Genomic DNA, 17,724 nt, shown 5'->3' with positions numbered 1-17,724 from the left:
TCAGCCCGCCAGACGAAATCGATAAACCCGGGCTCAGTTTCTCTCCCCTCCTCCAGCACCGGATCCGGGATGCTGAACCTTGGCGCATGGACGCACACCGCTGCCACCTGCCGAGCGTTGCCCATGAACGTGACCGCCTCTACCGCCTGCAGATCACCGAAGCCCAGGAAGACTGACCGACGCCGTGCGCTCACTGCGGCGGTTCTGCTCATCGCCACCGAGCAGTGCCTGGCACTGACCACCCCGACCATCATCGCCTCCGTCACTTCGCTGCAGTGCCTGGAGTACCGGGTCGTCGGTATCTGCTACTGGCTGCTGTGCACGCCGTTCGGCTGCACGGTGCGCACCTCGCCGAAGATTCGTCACTTCATTCCCGAGCTAGTGGTGTCGAGTTACGCCGGCACCGGCGCCAACCCCTGGAGCGAGATGTCGACACTGTCGACACCGACGCCAGTGTCACAAGGGGGAGGCAACCTGATCACGCCTTCGCCGCAGCGCGATAACCTGCCACGGTTCAAGAATGTCGACGGTATCGGGCACCCCGGCGGGGCTGCTCTGACCGCCCTGGCGCATACGTTCGGCTATGCGTGCCCAAGCGGTGCGGTGCCGTTTGTGCCCTACTACCTCAGTACCCTCGACCCGCTGGCGTGGCGCCAGGCCATTCCCGAATCCGTCTACCCGCAGGCACTGGTGCCGGGAATGCGCGAGATAGGCAACCAGGCACTCGGCGACATGTGGGGTAGCGTCTACCCACGCCACGGTTTTCTGGTGCAGCCCGACGATTTCAAGGCGGCTGCGGTGATGGCCCAGCGCGCCAGTGACTTCATCACCCGCGTTGGCCAGCCGCACGTCTATCGGCCGTTGCAGCCGATGCCTGCGCCCGGCTACTGGCCGCCGCAGCCGGTACTGGAGAACAACGTCAACAACCACCGCTGGCAGCTGCTCACACCGGTGACCCAGAACACCTGCGCCATCTTCCCCAGCCCAACGATCCAGAGCGCCGACGGCGCCTATGCCTGGTCGCTGTGGCGGCCCTACCGCTGCTGCCAGCGCATGGGCCAGACCTTCCTGTTCAGCATCGATTTTGACGGAGGCCAATGATGAAGACCCTCTCGCTCGGTCTGCTGTGCTTCCTCGTCTATGCCGTGGGCCACGCCGCCGAGAACGGCTACCACCTTGGTGACCAGGCCCAGGTGCTGGACGACCGGGTGATGTACACCATCGGCGGCGGTTCAGCGGCAGGAGCGCCCTCCTCGCTCTACCGACCCAATGGCCTTGGCGTGGGCATGTCTTGGCGCGCCAACATGATGTGCGGAAACATGAACCTCTCGAACACCCTCCAAAACCAGCTCAATGGCGCCACCCAGGGCTTCCAGCAGATCATGGGCAACGTCATTCAGAACGCCACACAGGCGGTAATGTCGCTGCCGGCGATGATAATCCAGCGGGCCAATCCCGGGCTGTATGAGCTACTGAGCAATGGTGTTCTGCAGGGACGGATCGACTTCGACCGATCCAAGCTCACCTGCCAGGCAATGGCGGCGAAGATGGCTGACAAGGTCGACCAGGCCGGCTGGGGCGCGCTGGCGCAGAACCAGGAAATGCAGCACAACCTTGAGCAGTCCGGCGGTGATGCCGTGACGGCGGTGAAGGACACCGAATCCAACAACGGCAACAACGGCGTCAGTTGGGTGGGCGGGCAAAAAGCCGGTGGCAACGGCCAGCAACCCATCCGGGTGACGTCGGACGTCGTCAAAGCCGGCTACAACCTGCTGCACAACCGGGCGGTCGAGGATACCTCAGCTCTGGGTTCGGGTTGCCAAAATGGCGCCATCTGCCAAGCCTGGTCGAGTCCCGAGGAGGCCTCCCAGTGGGCGACGCGTGTGCTCGGCGAAACCGAGGTGCAGACCTGCGACGACTGCGAGACACTGCGGGTAGCCGCAGGCACTGGTCTGACCCCGCTGATCCAGGAAACCTACACGGAAAACCTGGAAGGCTTACAACGCATGGTCTCAGGTGCCGAGCAGCCGACACCAGAGAACCTGGGCAAAGTCTCTAGCCCGTTGCTGCAGGTCTCCCGAGGTGTCATCGAGGGGCTGCGCGACGACCCCGACCAGAATCTGCTGGCCCGGCGCCTGGCCAGCGAGACCGCGCTCTCCAGCGTGATCTACAAAGCGATGCTGTTACAGCGCACGCTGTTTGCCGGCAGCCATGAGCCCAACGTGGCTTCGGCACAACCCGCCACCAGCGCCCTGAACAGCAACGTCGAAACCCTGGAGCGCGAGATCCGCCTGCTGCAAACCGAGCTGCAGGTACGCCAGGCCCTGGCCACCAATACCGCCAGCCTGGTCCTCGATCGTTACGCCGGCGGTGCCGAGGCCTCACGCATCATCGACCAGCGCGATCCAGAGCCGGACCGACTGCGCCGGGCCGAGCAAGAGAGGAGGACGCCATGATCCCGTTTTCTGTGAAGTACACGCTTGCGCGTGTGCTTCTGATCCTCGGCGCCGTGCTGGGCATGTTGCTGATTGCCTGGATGGCGCTGCACTTGTCTGCCACCCAACTGAGTTGGCTCCAACCAGCACGCGCGAGCACGCCCTACTTCGCATGCTGGCGCGCCCTTTTGTACACCCTGATGCTTGCCGGCTGGACCGCATCGTTGCGCAGGCGGCCCAACCCTGCAGATCAGCAACGGCTGAAGCACCTGGGATTGATCGGCTTCAGTTCGATCATCCTGGTCGAACTGTCTCGCATGTGAGGTGCAGTCATGAATATGAGCACCAACAGCTACCTCGAGTATTACCTGTCGCTGCTGGCCTGGATCATCAACAACGGTATCTGGAACACTTTGGCGGACACCGGGCTGTTCGCCGCGCCCTTCGGTGGAATCATCCTGCAGGAATGGCTGTCGGCCCGCCAACAGGGCGCCGACGAGGGTAACAAAGGTTTGTTATCGATCCCTCGCGTCGAGAACCGACTGTGGATGAGCTACGTGGTCATTCTGTTTGGCTGCATGCCGTTTTTCCCGCTGAACCTGTCCTCCGTGAGCTTCGATGATGCTGCGAGCCAGCGCTGCGGGGTATCCGTGGCCAAGCCAGCCGACACCGCCTGGGGCACAACCTTCAATACCATCGGCGAGAAATCCGCGAACGTGCCCGTGTGGTGGTTCCTGGTACATGCCATGAGCAAAGGCATCACCGCCGCCGCCACTGCCTCAATCCCATGTGCACCGGACATCCGTGCGATGCGCATGGAAATCGACAGCTCACGGATCAACGACCAGGTGCTGCTGCAGGAAGTCGCCGATTTCACCCGGGACTGCTATGGCTTCTCGCGCTCGCGGTTGTTTACCAATCGGCCCGAACTGGACGAATCGCAGAGCTACGACGCGTCCTGGATTGGCTCGACCTACCTGCTGAACACACCGGGCTACTACGATACCGATCGATCGCGAACGCCCAGAGTCGATTGGCCCTACGACGAGACCCGTGACACCTCCCTGCCCCAGCTCGACAACGGTGCCGGTTATCCCACCTGCAAGCAGTGGTGGAGCGATGGCACCATCGGACTGCGTGATCGCCTGGTGGCCGAGATCGATCCGTCGCTCATCTCGCAGCTGCGAGGCTGGCTGACCGGCCGCACGTCCACAGACATCGAAGACGCCACCCTGCGCGAATTGGTGAGCCCACGCCAGCAATCATTGAGCATGGCACCTGGGCAGGTGTTCCAGGACTACGGCAGCAGTGCCCGGGGTGGTTCAATGACGCAGGGGCTCAACAACCTAGCCACCAACACCGGCCTGGCCCTGGGGTCTTTCAGCAATTTCCCGGCGATGAATGCCTTGCGTGCAGCCTTACCCATGGTTCAAGCCTTCCTGATCATGGGCACGATCATCAGTTTGCCATTGGTGCTGCTGATCAGCACCTACCAGCTCAAGGCGCTAATGACGGTAACCTTTGCGCTGTTCACCCTGCACATGCTGACGTTCTGGTGGGAGCTCGCGCGCTGGATCGATTCAAGCATGCTGGAAACGCTGTACAACCAGGTCTCTGCCACAGACCAGGCGCTATTGACGTTGCCCACAGCAGGATTCATGGACGGGACGGTCACCGCGCAGGTGATCGAGTACGTCATGGGCGCAATGTTCATTGTCTTGCCAGCGCTGTTCGTGGGCACCATGAGCTGGGCAGGATATGCCGTGGGTAACGGGATCCAGAGTATGTTGGCAAACGGAGGCAAGAATGCATCTGACGCAGCAAGCAAAGGCACAGGCCAATTAACGAGTGCCGGCAAAAAATCAATCAGATGATTTGCAATCACCTATGTAATTGCCGTTGCTATCGTAATCGCCAATATAAAGATCAGCCCCCAAATAGTCTGGGGCTGAATCTTCTCGACTCGCCGCAGGTTCGGCGTTCTCCCACCAGCATCGAACCAGGGCAACTACCAGATTGGTGATGATCAGCAAAGCAAAGGCGAGAGCTACAGCAGCAAGTCCGATCAAACAAAGCAGCCTAACAGCTGCCGTCACCCAAAGTTGTCTATGTGGTCTTTGAGTCGAACTCTGAGAGCTTACTAATTTGGATGCCAAATTTCGCCAGGCTGTTCCAAGGCTAGAACCCATACGGCCCGGAACTGAATGAGGCCGGATTTTGCTACTCATATTGCACCTCCACAGGCCGGTAGCCCGTTGGATCCAAGATTCAAGTCTACTCCTTTCCGACCCGCGAACAGCACCGCTCATCGTTCAATAGCGGACTGAAACATCGCCATGGAACAATGCGGAAACGGAGCCTGACTTTACATCTGCCCCACCGTTGACCACAGCCAGCCTGCCTGATATTGAGTAAGTGCAATCGCTGGTTTTCCAGCATCCCAGGTAGCCATAACCTTTGAGGCTACGTCACACACGTGATGGTTATCCCCAAATGTGATTCGCGTTCGGCAGCTCGCATGGTCACCGTTCCCCGGTGATGAACGCCTTCTAATCCCCCATAGCTCTCTGAGTCCGCGTCTTCGACGCACCCAACCCAATCCATTCCAGTGCTGGGAATTCTCCCGCATGGGTGGCATTCCTCCGCACCTTCTGGAGGATCTCATCATGTTGCGTTTCACAGGCACTGAACTTCACGCCGTGTTAGCAGAGGCCGGTATCAACGGTTGCAGAGTGATACTGGTCAAAGACCACGGCGTCTACCTCATATCAGAGGTTGGCGAGAGCAAGCCGGATGGCGGTGGGCGCAAACGCGTGGCCTACGCCACCGGTTGCAACCCTGCCGTCGACGACTTCGACACCTGGTGGAATCGCGCCCGCGATGAATTCGGCGGCGATGATTTTGCCGAGTACTTCGACGTCGATGATCCCGTTCTCGCCAGCCTTCGCGGCACTGCAGGTTCGCTGGTGGTGGAGGCCACCTCTACCCATCTGTACCTGGCAGCCGAGGTTGATACTGCGGGAAGACCTTGAACGTAAAGGCGAGCACCTCGCGCTTCCCGAGAGGCACCTACCGCGCCTTTCGGGAGGCATTACACACTACGTTCAGACTGAGTGGAGATCGCCGCTGGTCAGGAATTCAAGTCCGATAATCTTCCTTGGAACGCCCTGGATAGACCCGTTCAAAAGAGGTCAGGATCGGAGATTGACCCCACGTTCAGGCGCGTTTTAATGGACGCACGCTCCCTGCTCGGTGGGTTGATCGGATCGGGCAAATCCACACCAAACCTCAGAAAGGTGACGCGGAACCTGCTAACCGGAGGCCACCATGTCCAGCATGAACCACCTCTCCACTGCCATTGTACTGAGCCCAGGTGTCTGGCGGCAGTTCATTGAACCTGCCACAGACGAGGAACCGGTTGGACAGTCCGCACTGCGCTTGGCAGACCTGCTCGATTGCGCGCTGACCTCTGCACCGCTGGCCTTGCACCGTCCCGTAGCACTGCAGCTCGACCTGCAGAGCAACGGCACTTCAGTAGTTGCCCATTTGCCACAGCTTCAGCTGGCTCGCGTCACACCACGCAGCGGCCCGGCTTTTTTACTCGTCCGACTGCCTGATGAGAGCGCGGTAGACATCGCCGCCCTCTGACCCACTCAGTACCGTCGCACCCTCCTCTACCCCCACCGGGAACCCTTCCCGGCCGGGCAGCGTTCCCCCCTTCACGACCGGAGAACGCCATGTCCGATATCTACCTGGACGTCACCAACAAAATCGTCAGTGCCCTGAGCCAAGGCGTGATCCCTTGGATCAAACCCTGGAGCACCGCAGGCTCGAGCTCTGACTTCCCATTCCCCATCAACGCCATTACCCGGCGGCCCTACGCCGGCATCAACGTTCCACTCTTGTGGGCTGAGGCCCGCCTGCGAGGGTTTACCCAGGATCGCTGGCTGACCTTCAATCAGGCACGCAAGGCTGGCGGCCATGTGCGCAAGGGCGAGCAATCCACCCTCGCGGTGCTATACAAACCGATGAGCAAGGAGGCGCATGACGAGGACGGCCAGGTCGTTCGCGATGAACAGGGCAACATCAAATTGGTGCAGTTCGCGATACTGCGCACGCACTGCCTGTTCAATATTGAGCAGACCGAAGGCTTGCCTGACGAGGAGCCAGCCTCCACCGAGCGCACTGAGCCCACGACCTTCATCGATCATGAACCGGCAGAGCAACTGCTGGTCGCCAGCGGGGCGCGAATCGAGCATCGCTACAGCGATGACGCGTTCTATCAGCCGATTCGTGATCTGATCCAAATGCCCACAAAGGCGCAGTTCGAAGACGTCGGCAGCTACTACGCAACGGCGCTGCATGAGCTGACACACTGGTCGGGCCACCGTACTCGTCTAAACCGTGAAGGTATCACCGGCGGGCATGCATTCGGCTCCACGGCATATGCCTTCGAGGAGCTGGTCGCAGAAATGGGCGCCGCGTTTCTCTGCGCACTCACCGGTACCACGGGTGAGTTGCGTCACGAGGAATACCTGGCGTCCTGGCTGAAGATACTCAAGGAAGACAAACGAGCCATTTTCCGCGCCAGTGGTCAGGCCCGGGAAGCCTCTGAGTACCTATTGGCCTTGCAGTCTGATCAAGCCACGGATATGCCAGCTCGTCTCACCGCGTGATTCCACTCACCCAGCAAAAAGGCCCCTATCCGGGGCCTTTATTTTGTCTGCAGCGCAGCATTCGCCGCACTCATGAAGCCTGTGATTACTTTACCCAGCTCTCAACGGTGTCCGAGCCGTACTCTTGTTTCCACTGCTTGAGGGTCTTGTGATTACCGCCTTTGGTTTCCACTACCTCGCCGTTATGCGGATTCTTGTAGCGCTTCACCTCACGAGGTTTGCGCTGAGCGGTGCTGGACGCACTTACGGTGACTACGTTGAGGGCCTTGGCAGGGTCCAGGATGGTGATCACCTGGCGCAGACTCATGCCGTACTCTTCCAGCAAGGCTCTGAGTTTTTGTTCGAACTCGATTTCCTGCTTCAAGCCAGAGTCGTTCTTCATGGCATCCAGCTGTTGCAGCTGCGCGGCCAGTTGCGCTTCCAGTGCTTTGAATTCGGCAAGTTTGGACATGAATAATCTTCCTAGGCGTGGGGCAAGTGCTGGGATAATAACTGAGACTGCGGATTTAGCCGAGGGTTTACTTAAAGCGCACGCGCTCTTGCAAGGTGCCGGTTAAAACGACCTCGTTTGGGAGCTCAATCAGGCAAGTGCTGACACAGGTGCGCCACAAGTTTCCGCGGATTTGCGCTGTTTCCAATCTTGAACACGATATCGCGCTGGCTGCGGGGCAGTTTTTTCGCACAGCGCTTGGCTGCAGATCGGATGGCTGCATCCGTGCCATGAATCCGATCAGCCAATAACACGACCAATACCGCATCACTCAACGTCATCCGCGCCCCAGCTCTAGAAATCATGCCGGGCAGTCTACGCCCTGAACAAAGGGACCGCTATTCCGAGCGGCCGCCGATCCCGATGGATCTGGCTTCGAATTATCAAACGCGTAAAAAGGGTCAAGGCGGTAAAGGGTAACGGCGGCAATGGAAGGGGGCGCAAGGGTAAGAGCTCTATCCGAAAAGGCAAAAGGACCTCCCGAACGAACAGCAGGTCATGCGATGAAATGGTGGTGGTTGAAATTTCGAAAAGGTGAGGCGGCAGAGCCCACCCCCATCGCCGAGGGCTTCCTGCTTCCCCTGTCGGCCGAATCTCTACTCGCCGCCGATCACCGGAGAAAGCTGCTCGAACGCATCTGGCAGTACACGGCCCTCTCCGAAGCGCAGTTTGATCGGCTCTACCTCGAGCCCATCCGCCGCTACGCCAGCTTCGTACAGCAACTTCCGGCCAGCGAAAGCCATCATCACGCCTATCCCGGGGGCATGCTCGATCACGGGTTGGAACTGATGGCTTGCAGCTTGAAGCTGCGCCAGTCCTACCTTCTCCCCAGTGGAGCTGCACCAGAAGACCAGGCTGCACAGTCCGATGCCTGGAGCGCTGCTATTGCCTACGGCGCCCTGCTTCATGACATCGGTAAAATCGCCGTCGACCTGCTGGTGGAGTACCAGAACGGCGAGTGCTGGCATCCTTGGCATGGCCCGCTGAAACAGCCCTACCGTTTCCGCTACCACTCAGGCCGCGATTACAAGCTGCACGGTGCCGCGGCGGGGTTGCTCTATACGCAGATCCTATCGCCCGCCCTACTCAACTGGCTCAGCGATTACCCCGAATTATGGAGTCAATTGCTGTTTCTGCTCGCCGACCACTACGAGCACGCTGGGACCCTCGGGGAATTGGTGCTGCAGGCTGACCGTGTCTCCACCGCGCAAAACATCGGTGGCAATCCTGCGAAGGCTTTGCAGGCGCCCAAGCACTCGCTGCAGCATCATCTGCTGACGGGCCTGCGCCACTTGATCAAGAACGAGTTCAAGCTCAACCAGCCCGGCGCGGCCGGCTGGCTGACCGAAGACCACCTGTGGCTGGTCAGCAAGGCCACGACCGACAAGCTGCGCGCGCATCTGCTAGCTCAGGCCGTGGACGGAGTTCCCTCTTCAAACATCGCCTTGTTCGATGAACTGCAGTCCCATGGATTGGTGGAAGCGACACCGGAAGGCAAGGCGGTTTGGAACGCCACTGTCACGGACGGTGACTGGCAGCATAGCTTCACATTCATCCGCCTGCAGCCGAGCCTGATCTGGGCCGGTGAACCACGTCCAGAATGCTTCGCTGGCACAATTGAGCCGATGATGGGCCATCCCCTTCAGACAAGTGAAGCCAGCGAGTCGGCTCTAGAGCGACCGCAGGCACCTGCGGAAGAACAACTACCAACTTCCTTGCCGCTGAATCAGGATTTCGACTATCTCGACGATCTGATGGACATGCTGCTGGAGCCAGCCGAGTTCGAGACTGGATCAAATACGGGATCCCTGAAAACTGCCGCTGCGCAATCACAGGATGCCGTGGGGCTGGCCTTTCTCGAGTGGCTGCGAGACGGAATCCATACTCATCGCTTAGTAATCAACGACAGCAAAGCCAAGGTCCACACCGTGGACGGCACCTTTTTCCTGGTCACGCCGGGCATTTTCCAGCGTTACGCTGCGGAGCATCCAGAGCTAGCAGCGGAAAACCCTGAAAGCGAAGCCTGGCGAGTTCTCCAACATCAATTTCAGAAACTGGATCTACATCTGAAAAAGCCCAATGGCCAAAACGTATGGACCTGCGCAGTGCAGGGTCGCCGCAAATCCTCCTCATTGAATGGCTATTTGTTGCGTAGCCACCAAACGCTAAGTCGCGATCCACCAAAGGACAACCCCTTCCTAGCGTTGCAGTCTTGAAAATTGATGGATGGTCTAGATGTCGCCTTGACGGCTTCGGCTGCAGCCCCCAGTGTCCGTCAACCAACCAAAGTAGCAATCTGATATCATGCTTGGCATTGACAGCACTCTCATTGGGCTAAATAGCTCCCTGGACACGCCGCGACTCGCAAAGGAAGAGCACAGAGGCATGCAAATCCCGCCATCGACCACATCCTCAGCACCTGGGCAGTATTACGGATTTTCGATCCAACCGACGAGACAATGCCTGCATCTGCTACTCGCACCTGCAGGCTCTGTAGTCGCCTTGGAGGTTCTAGATGACACCGATGTCGTTCAGCCTGACGGCGAGGTCACGGTCGAGCAGTCTAAAAGCGGACTGGTAACTAACCCAATTTCAGATTGGTCAATCGATCTCTGGAAGACCTTCGCCAACTGGATTGATACAATCGAGGCGGGCCATATTGACTTAGCACGTACCCGATTCCACTTATATGTAGTACAGCACAAACAAGGTGATATCGCAGATCTTCTAAAATTCGCGCATTCTGTTGAGTATGCACGTGAAGCCGTGGAGAAGATCACCAAACGGTTCAAAAAAGAAAAGCCAACCGGCTGCGAGCAACACGTTAGAAAGTTCCTAGACTATGACCCTGATAAACTACATCAGCTCATCATCAAATTTAGTTACGAATGCGGCGACAGCGACCCGGTAAAACCAATTAAAGACATCTTGCGAAATACAGTTGCCGAGATATCTTTAGACGAGGTCTGCTGTACAGTAATAGGTTGGGTAAAATTACGCTCAGATGAGCTTATCGGCTCACGCAAGCATGCGGGCCTTGAAAAAAATGCATTCGCCGACTGGCTTTCTACCTATTGCTCAAAATTCTCGTACGAATACCTACTTACCTACACAGTCCCTAGTCCCGAGCGGCTGGAAGTTGAAGCCAACATCACCAAGCACCCTGTGATGATGTATCAGCTTGAACTGATCGAACAAGGCCAGAGAGAAAAGCTTAGGGCAATGACAGATTTCATGCGCTCCAAAACTGGGAAAACCCGCTGGGCAGAGGCCGGATTCATCGTCGAGTCACAGTTTGAAGACTATGTAGACGACCTTAAGATGCTATGGCGAAGCAACTACTTAGAGATTAAGAGCTCTACATCAGAGCTTTCCCCAGTTGAAAAAGGTGAGTCTTTATTCTTGAGATGCCATGCACTCAACCCACCAATAAATGGCAAAAGCGCACCCAACTACTTCCCACGTGGAACTTTTCATTATCTAGCCGATAAGCAGCTGATTGGGTGGCACCCCACATATAAAGAGCTGCTAGAAAAGAAGCTTGGCAGCACCTCTTAGCAAAAAGCCAGACAAAGGAAAACAAGATGAGGATCAAGGATGCGACCTAATCAAGACCTCGACGAAATTTACTTAATGCAGAACCCTGCTTTAGGTGCCTCGCTAGTTTGGCGATTTGTAGAAGGTTATGCTCCAAAAGGTAATGGAATACTACCCTGCATGCCGTTACTTTTCATAGTGCTTCCTATCCTGTATCACCAAGAGCTTCGAGATGCGGCCAAATCTACTTTCCCCTCATCGGGACTGCGCGTATTTGCAGGAAAATTCAAGGGTGAGCAGGAAATTTTATACGGTATTCAAGGCCGAATGCTTAAACTCAAAGAGGTCACTCTAGCCTCGATTTCCATTGCTATCCAGTGCGGATTGATATCGCTCAATACAGCTAATGCTGAAGTAGAGAGCTTAAGACCTAAAGCCCCTACTGACCTAAATGAGAAAATCAAGGACATGCTTCGGTCTTCTGAAAAGCTAGGTCAATGGTGCAGAACACTGACAATACAGGAAGTTCAAGCAATTCTAAGGATTAAGCTGTAATGAAACTACAAATTCGCAAGCTCATCCTTTGGCCAAAAAACGGTGGAGCCTACCGAGAGCTTGAATTCGAGCCGGGCAAGGTCAACATCATCAGCGGTTCTTCAAAGGCCGGCAAGTCCGCTGTTATCCCTATCATCGACTACTGCTTAGGCTCCGAGCGCTGCGCTATCCCGGTAGGCACCATCCGTAAAACTTGTGAGTGGTTCGGGATCCTGATTGATACTGACGAGGGTCAAAAGCTTATTGCTAGGATAGAACCTGGCAATCAACGCTCCACAGATGACATGTTCATCATCGAGGGGCAGTCAATCGAAATTCCCGATGCGATTGACAGTAAAAATACCAATCGTGAGAACGTGAAAGAAATTCTGAACCGGTTATCAGGCTTACCCAACCTCGGCTTCGGCGATGACCCTGCCGAGTTTGGCTTCAAGAACCGGCCAAGCTTTCGCGATCTGATGGCATTTACTTTCCAGCCGCAAAATATCGTAGCTAACCCAGATGTCCTTTTCTACAAAGCGGATAGCTATGGTAACCGTGAAAAGCTGAAGAGTATTTTTCCGTTCATCCTTGGAGCAATCGACTCGAAACTTTTAGTAATCGTGTGGGAACTCAAGGAGCTGAGGAAACAGCTCAAGACGCTGCAGAGCGAGCTCACGGCGATTGAAACGGTGTCGAAGCAGTGGAAAGCCGAAGCGCATGTCTGGTTCTACCGCTCCAGGGAATACGGATTGGTGGACGCTACCGTCCAGCCCCAGACCGAATGGCCTGATCTTCTTATGCAGCTGCAGGGCATCGCCCACAAATCATCTCGTGATGCAGTCACCACCCCTGCTGCTGCAGAGTCATCATCGGAAGTTCTGACGGTGCTACGGGAGCGCGAGACGCTAATTGGCGACAACATCTTTATAGCCAAGCAAAAGTTGGAAGACCTCAAGGAGATCAAAGCGGAGGCGAAACACTATTCATCTTCGCTTGAAAAAATCGGGCAGCGACTTTCTCTGTCTACCTGGCTCAAAGAACTCGCTGAAAATAGCTCGGACACGAATCCCCTGGTGTTTCCCACTCTCACTCCGTCAACGCAGCTCACTGAACTGTGCAGTGCCCTTGAAGAAATTGAGCAAGTCGCCAATTCAACACCAAAAGTGTCGGCATCCGTCGAGAGCGAAATCGTCCGGATTCGCAATCTCATCCGTCAAGACAGCGACACACTTGCTGCTATTCGGACAGAGATAAAAGGCATCGAAACCCGCGACGAACTCGTCGCCAAGCACTCGTTGCGCATGACGGAAATCGACCAGTTTTTGGGTAGCATGCAGCAGTCCATCAAGACCTACACTGAGGCAAGAGCAGACTCAACGCTCACAGAACGAGTGAAGGCGCTCGAGGAGCGAATAAAGCTGCTCGAGCCCCAGGTTTCAGACGCGACAGTAAAACTGAAAACCAGCCAAATCCTGGAAGAGATCAGCAAAATCTGCGCGCTGATCACTCCCCATCTGGATGCGGAATGGGCGGACGCCAAGATCACCCTTTCCATCCCTGACCTCGCAATCAAGGTAAAGCACGACGGACGCGACGACTTTCTTTGGGAGGTGGGTAGCGGAGCTAACTGGCTGGCCTATCACATCGCAATGCTACTCGCGCTTCAACTCTATTTCCTGAAGAAACCGGATCACTCTGTTCCCCACCTTCTGATCTTCGACCAGCCAAGCCAAGTCTACTTCCCCGTTAAAAGCGCGGTGCGCAAAGGAAAAGGCGTGGACGACGACGGAGACACTGAACCTGTACTTGACGATGAAGACCGCGATGCGGTTCGTAAGGTGTTCAGCGTACTTGCCAGGGGGGTCAATAAAGCAAAAGGTCGGCTCCAAATCATTGTTCTCGACCACGCGGGCAGCGAGGTTTGGGACGGCATTGAAGGCGTGAGTTTGGCCGAAGAGTGGCGGGATGGAGAAAAGCTTGTGCCACCACGCTTCGAGCGTTGAAAAACCGAAAACCTCTGATTAAAGGATGGAGAGTCTCCACAGGCGCGGACGTTGTAAATTGAGAAGATGTTACAAGCGGTCTTGATGGGATCAGGTCGCGTCCTTCTTAAGGCAGCAGCTTATTGGAGAAGCTGACCAGGCTGCCCCAAAGCCCACTCCAACCCCTAGTACTAGGGCGCGATGAAGCTTAAATCGCCTATCGCGCCAATGATGGGTGGCGATATGATTCACCTGGGTGTGTCCAGAAATCTGGTTCAGCACTCGGAACGATGGACTGTTTGAGGTGCTGATGAAAATCGCCAAGGCTCTGAACACATACGAAATCGAAGACCTATACCCGCTCTGCAAAGAGGACGCCTCCCTGCGTCTCCCAAAGACCATGAGTCACGGGGGCTTATTTGGGGTCGACGCGGCGCTTGCCCAGTTGGTAATCAGCTGGGCTCGTGCGCACGAGCAAAGCTTGCTCCACCTGTATGCGGGAGCTGAAAGCGCTCGTGATCGCATTCTTCAGCTAGGCCAGACTGCCGCTGGCCTAGCGGCTTTGATAATGTCTTCTCGCATCGAGACCGAGGCACATGAAACGATAGAAAAGCGCGCCGCCCTCACCGTGATCAGGCCTTTAATCGAAGCGATGTACGACGGCGACCTGCGGAACACCTCGAGCGAACGAGGAGCGCGGCCTACCACCATTAACCTCTTCAGCATCAACTTCGCGAAAATGGAGTTCATCAAACCTTTCTACTACGGAGGAGCGAGCCCGCAGATCCATTCCCACTCCTCGTTCGCAAGCCTCTTGGAAATGTCATCCGCGCTGATGCATACCAAGCAGGACAAGAAAGCACTTCATAAGGGCGGGCTTCCTGCCCTCGGCAGTGTGCTTGCCGAGCTGATCGCTAACGCAGATCAACACTCGGTCACCGATGTTAATGGGGTGAAATATAAAAAGGGACTGAGAGGCACCTCGGTGAAATCCGGGAGGATCAAGAAGGAAGACATCCACCTTGTTTCGCACAAGGAGCCGCAGTTTGCCCTGTTCGTGATGCGAAACATGCTTAAGGATGCGGAATACCTCGAATTCATTGAGATTTCCGTCATTGACAGCGGCCCGGGCCTAGCACGACGTTGGCTCTCGGCCAAACAAGGCGCTCCTGTTGAAGCTCTCGACGATCTCCCCCTAGCAGTGGAGCTTGAAGCAACCCTAGAGTGTTTCAAAAAACATGTCACGACCAAAGACTCAGTGACATCTGGCATGGGCCTTCACAACGCAGTCCAAGCGCTCAACAAGCTAAAAGCCTACGTACGTCTCCGCACAGGGAGAGTCTGCCTTTATCAGGCATTCCAAGGTCAAGACCAAGTCGTAGATTTCAACCCAAAGAATTGGAGCGGTGACCGTGAGCTGGTGGCAGCTGAAGGAACCGTATTCACCATTTGCATTCCGGTGAACTGAGATGCCTGACTTGTTCGATTTTGAAGTGACCCTGACCCCTTCCCCCACTGCTGAACCAGCGCATGTCGTGGTTTTTTTCACGGGCCCAGAACGAATCACAGACGCTCATATCACGGAGGCCCTGCAGAATCGGCTAAATGACTACGTCCTGCCGGATCATGTCACCTTCTTAGTACCCGATTGTCATCGTGCATGGCTCAAAGAAGAGTGTGCTGACAAGTCGTCAGCCATAGCCATTGCTCTGGAGCGACGCTCCAGTGGCGGGACGCCATCGTATGGATTCTCCTTTTTCAACGAGCACGGAGAAATCTCGAAATACGTAAAAGTCGCCGGCGCCGACAAAGGAATCGGCAAGCTCATCACCCGAGCCACCGACAATTTTGTCCAGGCTGGAATGCGGAAGCTCGTCAAATGCACATCTGTGCTTACCAAGGCGCCGGCTGGATTCTTATTCTCGAAACCCTCCTCACGCGCTTCCAACTATTTCATCCGCGCAGAGAACCTTCTTACTGAGACGCTGCATTCGCACTTCCTGGCATTCTGCTGCCTCAAAGTGATCAAGAATGCCTCCGGTGACGGCATGCGAGAGCCGGAGACAATTTACCTGGACACCATGGCGTTCCTACCAGTAGCGCTCTCGATCCAGTTATTCCAAACGAAATTCGGCAATCAAACGATCTCTAGTATCAAGTCGTTTCACTCACACGATGGCTTGAACGACGGTAGCCTGGCCGATGCCGCCACTTCGCTATGCCTGATTTCGGCCTCCACCAACTGTGGACTCGCCAAGGAGTGGGTTAAGGTCAACCGCGCCCCACCTACCCGTGTCGCAACCTTCCTGTCTTTCGTTAGCCAATCAGAATCGTGCACCGTGCTGCATACCATTGAGAAGCCCGAGGACTTCGAGTCTGTAGCCGAGAGTGAGTCAACCGAGGGTCGTAAGCTTATTCGGATCCATGGCGAAAGGTTTGTTGCACAGCACACCGAAACCCGGCTGCTCAACATTGGCATGGGTCACCTTCCGGAAGGACTCCAGACCAAGTTTTTCTCGTTCATGGGCAAAGGCTTGTTCACGTGCTTCAGCCAAATCCCCCAAAGAGAACGCTACAGAACCGTCCAGGTAAACAAGGACAAGCTCGTTCGCACTGATGAGTTCGATAAATGGTTCAAGCAAATGCTCATGGAGGAGTCCCCTGCCTCGACCTCTTTCATCATCCATGATGATGATGGTGCCAGTAAAAAAATGGCCATCGACGCCTTGGCATTCCTCGAGGCAAAGGGTCTCAAATGTGAAGTGGTGAGCGCTTCAGAATTTGACCCTAAGGACAAGTTCAAGGGTTCGGTGATCATCGTTGCCGCAGCTGCGGAACGAGGCACATTGCTTCTCAGCATCAGTCGCCGCCTCAGGTCTGCCCAGGAATCTGGGACTCGCGTTTACCTCGTAGGTGCGCTTCTGGGGCGTTCGCACGAGCTAATGGAGGAGCTTGCCTCGAATCTCACGCAGCCGCCCAAAGGAAGTCGAAAGTACGTATTCAAATCTTTCATCGAGATCCCGGCCGCAAGTCTCGCTTGCAACAACCACTGGCACCAGGAACAGAAGCTACTCAACCGCTTGCTTTCATTCGGAGAAGACGGCGTTTCAGATGCCGTAAAAGCACGTATCGAGGCATTCGATAAGGCTAAAACTGACGGCCTTTCGGAGGCTGCGTTCTGGCCGAGCAGCTACCAGCCTGGGCAAATGAAGCTTACAAAAGGATTCGCATTTGTCAGCGGAGCAAACGATGTCACCGTGGCTGCGTGTGCGGATATCTTTCTGACCATTCTGTGGATCCTGCAAAATGCCCGGAAAGGTGCCAAAATCGATCAATCGAAGCGATTAGAATCTGGGGAGCTTCAACAGGTGCTGCTCTCTCCCGAGATCTTCTCTCGCTACGACGACGGGATTATTCAAGGGGCATTCCTGAGAGCCGCGTTGCCCACCGAGCTTGATTACAGCGCCCATGAGACGCATAGCGCATCCATGGCCGACATCATCTTGCGCGTTGTTCAGGGCCACGGGTTCGAGCGGGGTGATGCTTCCATGGAGTTCATCACTGCACTGGCTATTGGCAAAATTCGGCTTCACAAAGAGGTAGATGAGAAGCTCCGAAACAACATCACAGTTGCCTTGGAAGGCAACACCGATGCGATCAAGATTCTCTTTGGAGAGGAATCGCCATTCTAGATCGGTGAGAGCATCGGTCGCGTTCAAGCTATGGCCGCTGCTCTCAGCCGTGATATCCCACACCAGCTTTTACTCGCCCCTATCCTCGGAAAAAATCCGCGCTCTCTGGTGGGCCTGCGCCAAGAGAGGCCGCAGCCCTGGAGGGTAGCAGGCGAACAGGATGGAAGCCGGCGGGCCCGAGGCTGGGCGAACGCCAAGGCCTGGCTATACGACAGCCTTCCCAAGGTGAAAGGCGCATGTTTAAGCCAGGCTTTTCCCTGAAAAAAGCGCTCGCGCGCTCGGAGGTTCGAGACCGTCGGGCAGAAAATTCCAGGGACGCTCACTGAAAGCCGGCGCCCGAAGCATGGGCTAGGGTATGGGCTGAAAACGACCAGA

The 17,724-nt window shown here is 56.1% G+C and carries 16 protein-coding genes; 13 read left to right on the top strand and 3 right to left on the bottom strand.

Translation table 11 applies throughout. The features are described from left to right. Positions 1-123 precede the first annotated feature (123 nt). The 4 genes from N5D53_RS20165 to N5D53_RS20150 are packed head-to-tail and all read left to right on the top strand — an operon-like array spanning position 124 to position 4,309. A complete protein-coding gene (locus N5D53_RS20165; protein ID WP_279840702.1) occupies positions 124-1,101 on the top strand; it encodes a TIGR03756 family integrating conjugative element protein in 978 nt (325 codons plus the stop codon). Beyond that, a complete protein-coding gene (locus N5D53_RS20160; protein WP_279840654.1) occupies positions 1,101-2,456 on the top strand; it encodes an integrating conjugative element protein in 1,356 nt (451 codons plus the stop codon). The genes N5D53_RS20165 and N5D53_RS20160 overlap by 1 nt, the downstream gene beginning before the upstream one ends. Next, complete coding sequence (locus tag N5D53_RS20155; RefSeq protein WP_279840653.1) at positions 2,453-2,758, top strand: hypothetical protein; 306 nt, start codon at positions 2,453-2,455, stop codon at positions 2,756-2,758. The genes N5D53_RS20160 and N5D53_RS20155 overlap by 4 nt, the downstream gene beginning before the upstream one ends. A 9-nt stretch (positions 2,759-2,767) precedes the next feature. Continuing rightward, the gene (locus N5D53_RS20150; RefSeq protein WP_279840652.1) at positions 2,768-4,309 is read left to right on the top strand and encodes a conjugal transfer protein TraG N-terminal domain-containing protein; all 1,542 of its coding nucleotides are present in this window, start codon (positions 2,768-2,770) and stop codon (positions 4,307-4,309) included. Here the strand turns inward: N5D53_RS20150 and N5D53_RS20145 are convergent. Beyond that, positions 4,298-4,663, bottom strand: a complete 366-nt coding sequence (locus N5D53_RS20145; RefSeq protein WP_279840651.1) for a hypothetical protein — start codon at positions 4,661-4,663, stop codon at positions 4,298-4,300. The genes N5D53_RS20150 and N5D53_RS20145 overlap by 12 nt on opposite strands. A 438-nt stretch (positions 4,664-5,101) precedes the next feature. Between N5D53_RS20145 and N5D53_RS20140 the strand changes: the two genes are divergently transcribed. The 3 genes from N5D53_RS20140 (at position 5,102) to N5D53_RS20130 (ending at position 7,111) form a co-directional block, all read left to right on the top strand. Continuing rightward, positions 5,102-5,467 carry a DUF3085 domain-containing protein gene (locus N5D53_RS20140; RefSeq protein WP_279840650.1) on the top strand — a complete coding sequence of 122 codons (366 nt, stop codon included), beginning with the start codon at positions 5,102-5,104 and terminating at the stop codon, positions 5,465-5,467. Between the two features lie 295 nt (positions 5,468-5,762). Beyond that, positions 5,763-6,083, top strand: a complete 321-nt coding sequence (locus tag N5D53_RS20135; RefSeq protein WP_279840648.1) for a hypothetical protein — start codon at positions 5,763-5,765, stop codon at positions 6,081-6,083. A gap of 89 nt (positions 6,084-6,172) precedes the next feature. Further along, entirely contained in the window at positions 6,173-7,111 is a 939-nt protein-coding gene (locus N5D53_RS20130) for a zincin-like metallopeptidase domain-containing protein (RefSeq protein WP_279840647.1), read from the top strand. 85 nt (positions 7,112-7,196) lie between these two features. On the opposite strand, the gene N5D53_RS20125 is transcribed toward N5D53_RS20130, so the two are convergent. Together N5D53_RS20125 and N5D53_RS20120 are read right to left on the bottom strand one after the other, a co-directional pair. Next, positions 7,197-7,562: a histone-like nucleoid-structuring protein, MvaT/MvaU family gene (locus N5D53_RS20125; protein WP_279840645.1), complete on the bottom strand. Its 366-nt coding sequence runs from the start codon at positions 7,560-7,562 to the stop codon at positions 7,197-7,199. A gap of 125 nt (positions 7,563-7,687) precedes the next feature. Further along, positions 7,688-7,882: a hypothetical protein gene (locus N5D53_RS20120; RefSeq protein ID WP_279840644.1), complete on the bottom strand. Its 195-nt coding sequence runs from the start codon at positions 7,880-7,882 to the stop codon at positions 7,688-7,690. 222 nt (positions 7,883-8,104) lie between these two features. On the opposite strand from N5D53_RS20120, the gene mobH reads away from it, so the two are divergent. The 6 genes from mobH to N5D53_RS20090 all read left to right on the top strand — a co-directional run bounded on the left by mobH (position 8,105) and on the right by N5D53_RS20090 (position 17,349). Further along, positions 8,105-9,817, top strand: coding sequence for a MobH family relaxase (gene mobH, locus N5D53_RS20115; protein WP_279840643.1), 1,713 nt, complete (start codon positions 8,105-8,107; stop codon positions 9,815-9,817). A 169-nt stretch (positions 9,818-9,986) separates the two neighbouring features. Then, a complete protein-coding gene (locus tag N5D53_RS20110; RefSeq protein WP_279840642.1) occupies positions 9,987-11,159 on the top strand; it encodes an ABC-three component system protein in 1,173 nt (390 codons plus the stop codon). 39 nt (positions 11,160-11,198) lie between these two features. Next, the gene (locus tag N5D53_RS20105; RefSeq protein ID WP_279840641.1) at positions 11,199-11,693 is read left to right on the top strand and encodes a three component ABC system middle component; all 495 of its coding nucleotides are present in this window, start codon (positions 11,199-11,201) and stop codon (positions 11,691-11,693) included. After that, positions 11,693-13,678, top strand: coding sequence for a DUF3732 domain-containing protein (locus N5D53_RS20100; RefSeq protein WP_279840640.1), 1,986 nt, complete (start codon positions 11,693-11,695; stop codon positions 13,676-13,678). Before N5D53_RS20105 ends, N5D53_RS20100 begins: the two co-directional genes overlap by 1 nt. Positions 13,679-13,967: 289 nt before the next feature. Continuing rightward, a complete protein-coding gene (locus N5D53_RS20095; protein ID WP_279840639.1) occupies positions 13,968-15,125 on the top strand; it encodes an ATP-binding protein in 1,158 nt (385 codons plus the stop codon). Between the two features lies 1 nt (position 15,126). Then, complete coding sequence (locus N5D53_RS20090; RefSeq protein ID WP_279840638.1) at positions 15,127-17,349, top strand: hypothetical protein; 2,223 nt, start codon at positions 15,127-15,129, stop codon at positions 17,347-17,349. Positions 17,350-17,724 lie beyond the last annotated feature (375 nt).

It is taken from the genome of Pseudomonas sp. GD03862, assembly GCF_029840855.1.
Lineage (GTDB): Bacteria > Pseudomonadota > Gammaproteobacteria > Pseudomonadales > Pseudomonadaceae > Aquipseudomonas > Aquipseudomonas alloputida.
This window is presented reverse-complemented; position numbering and strand designations above follow the sequence as displayed.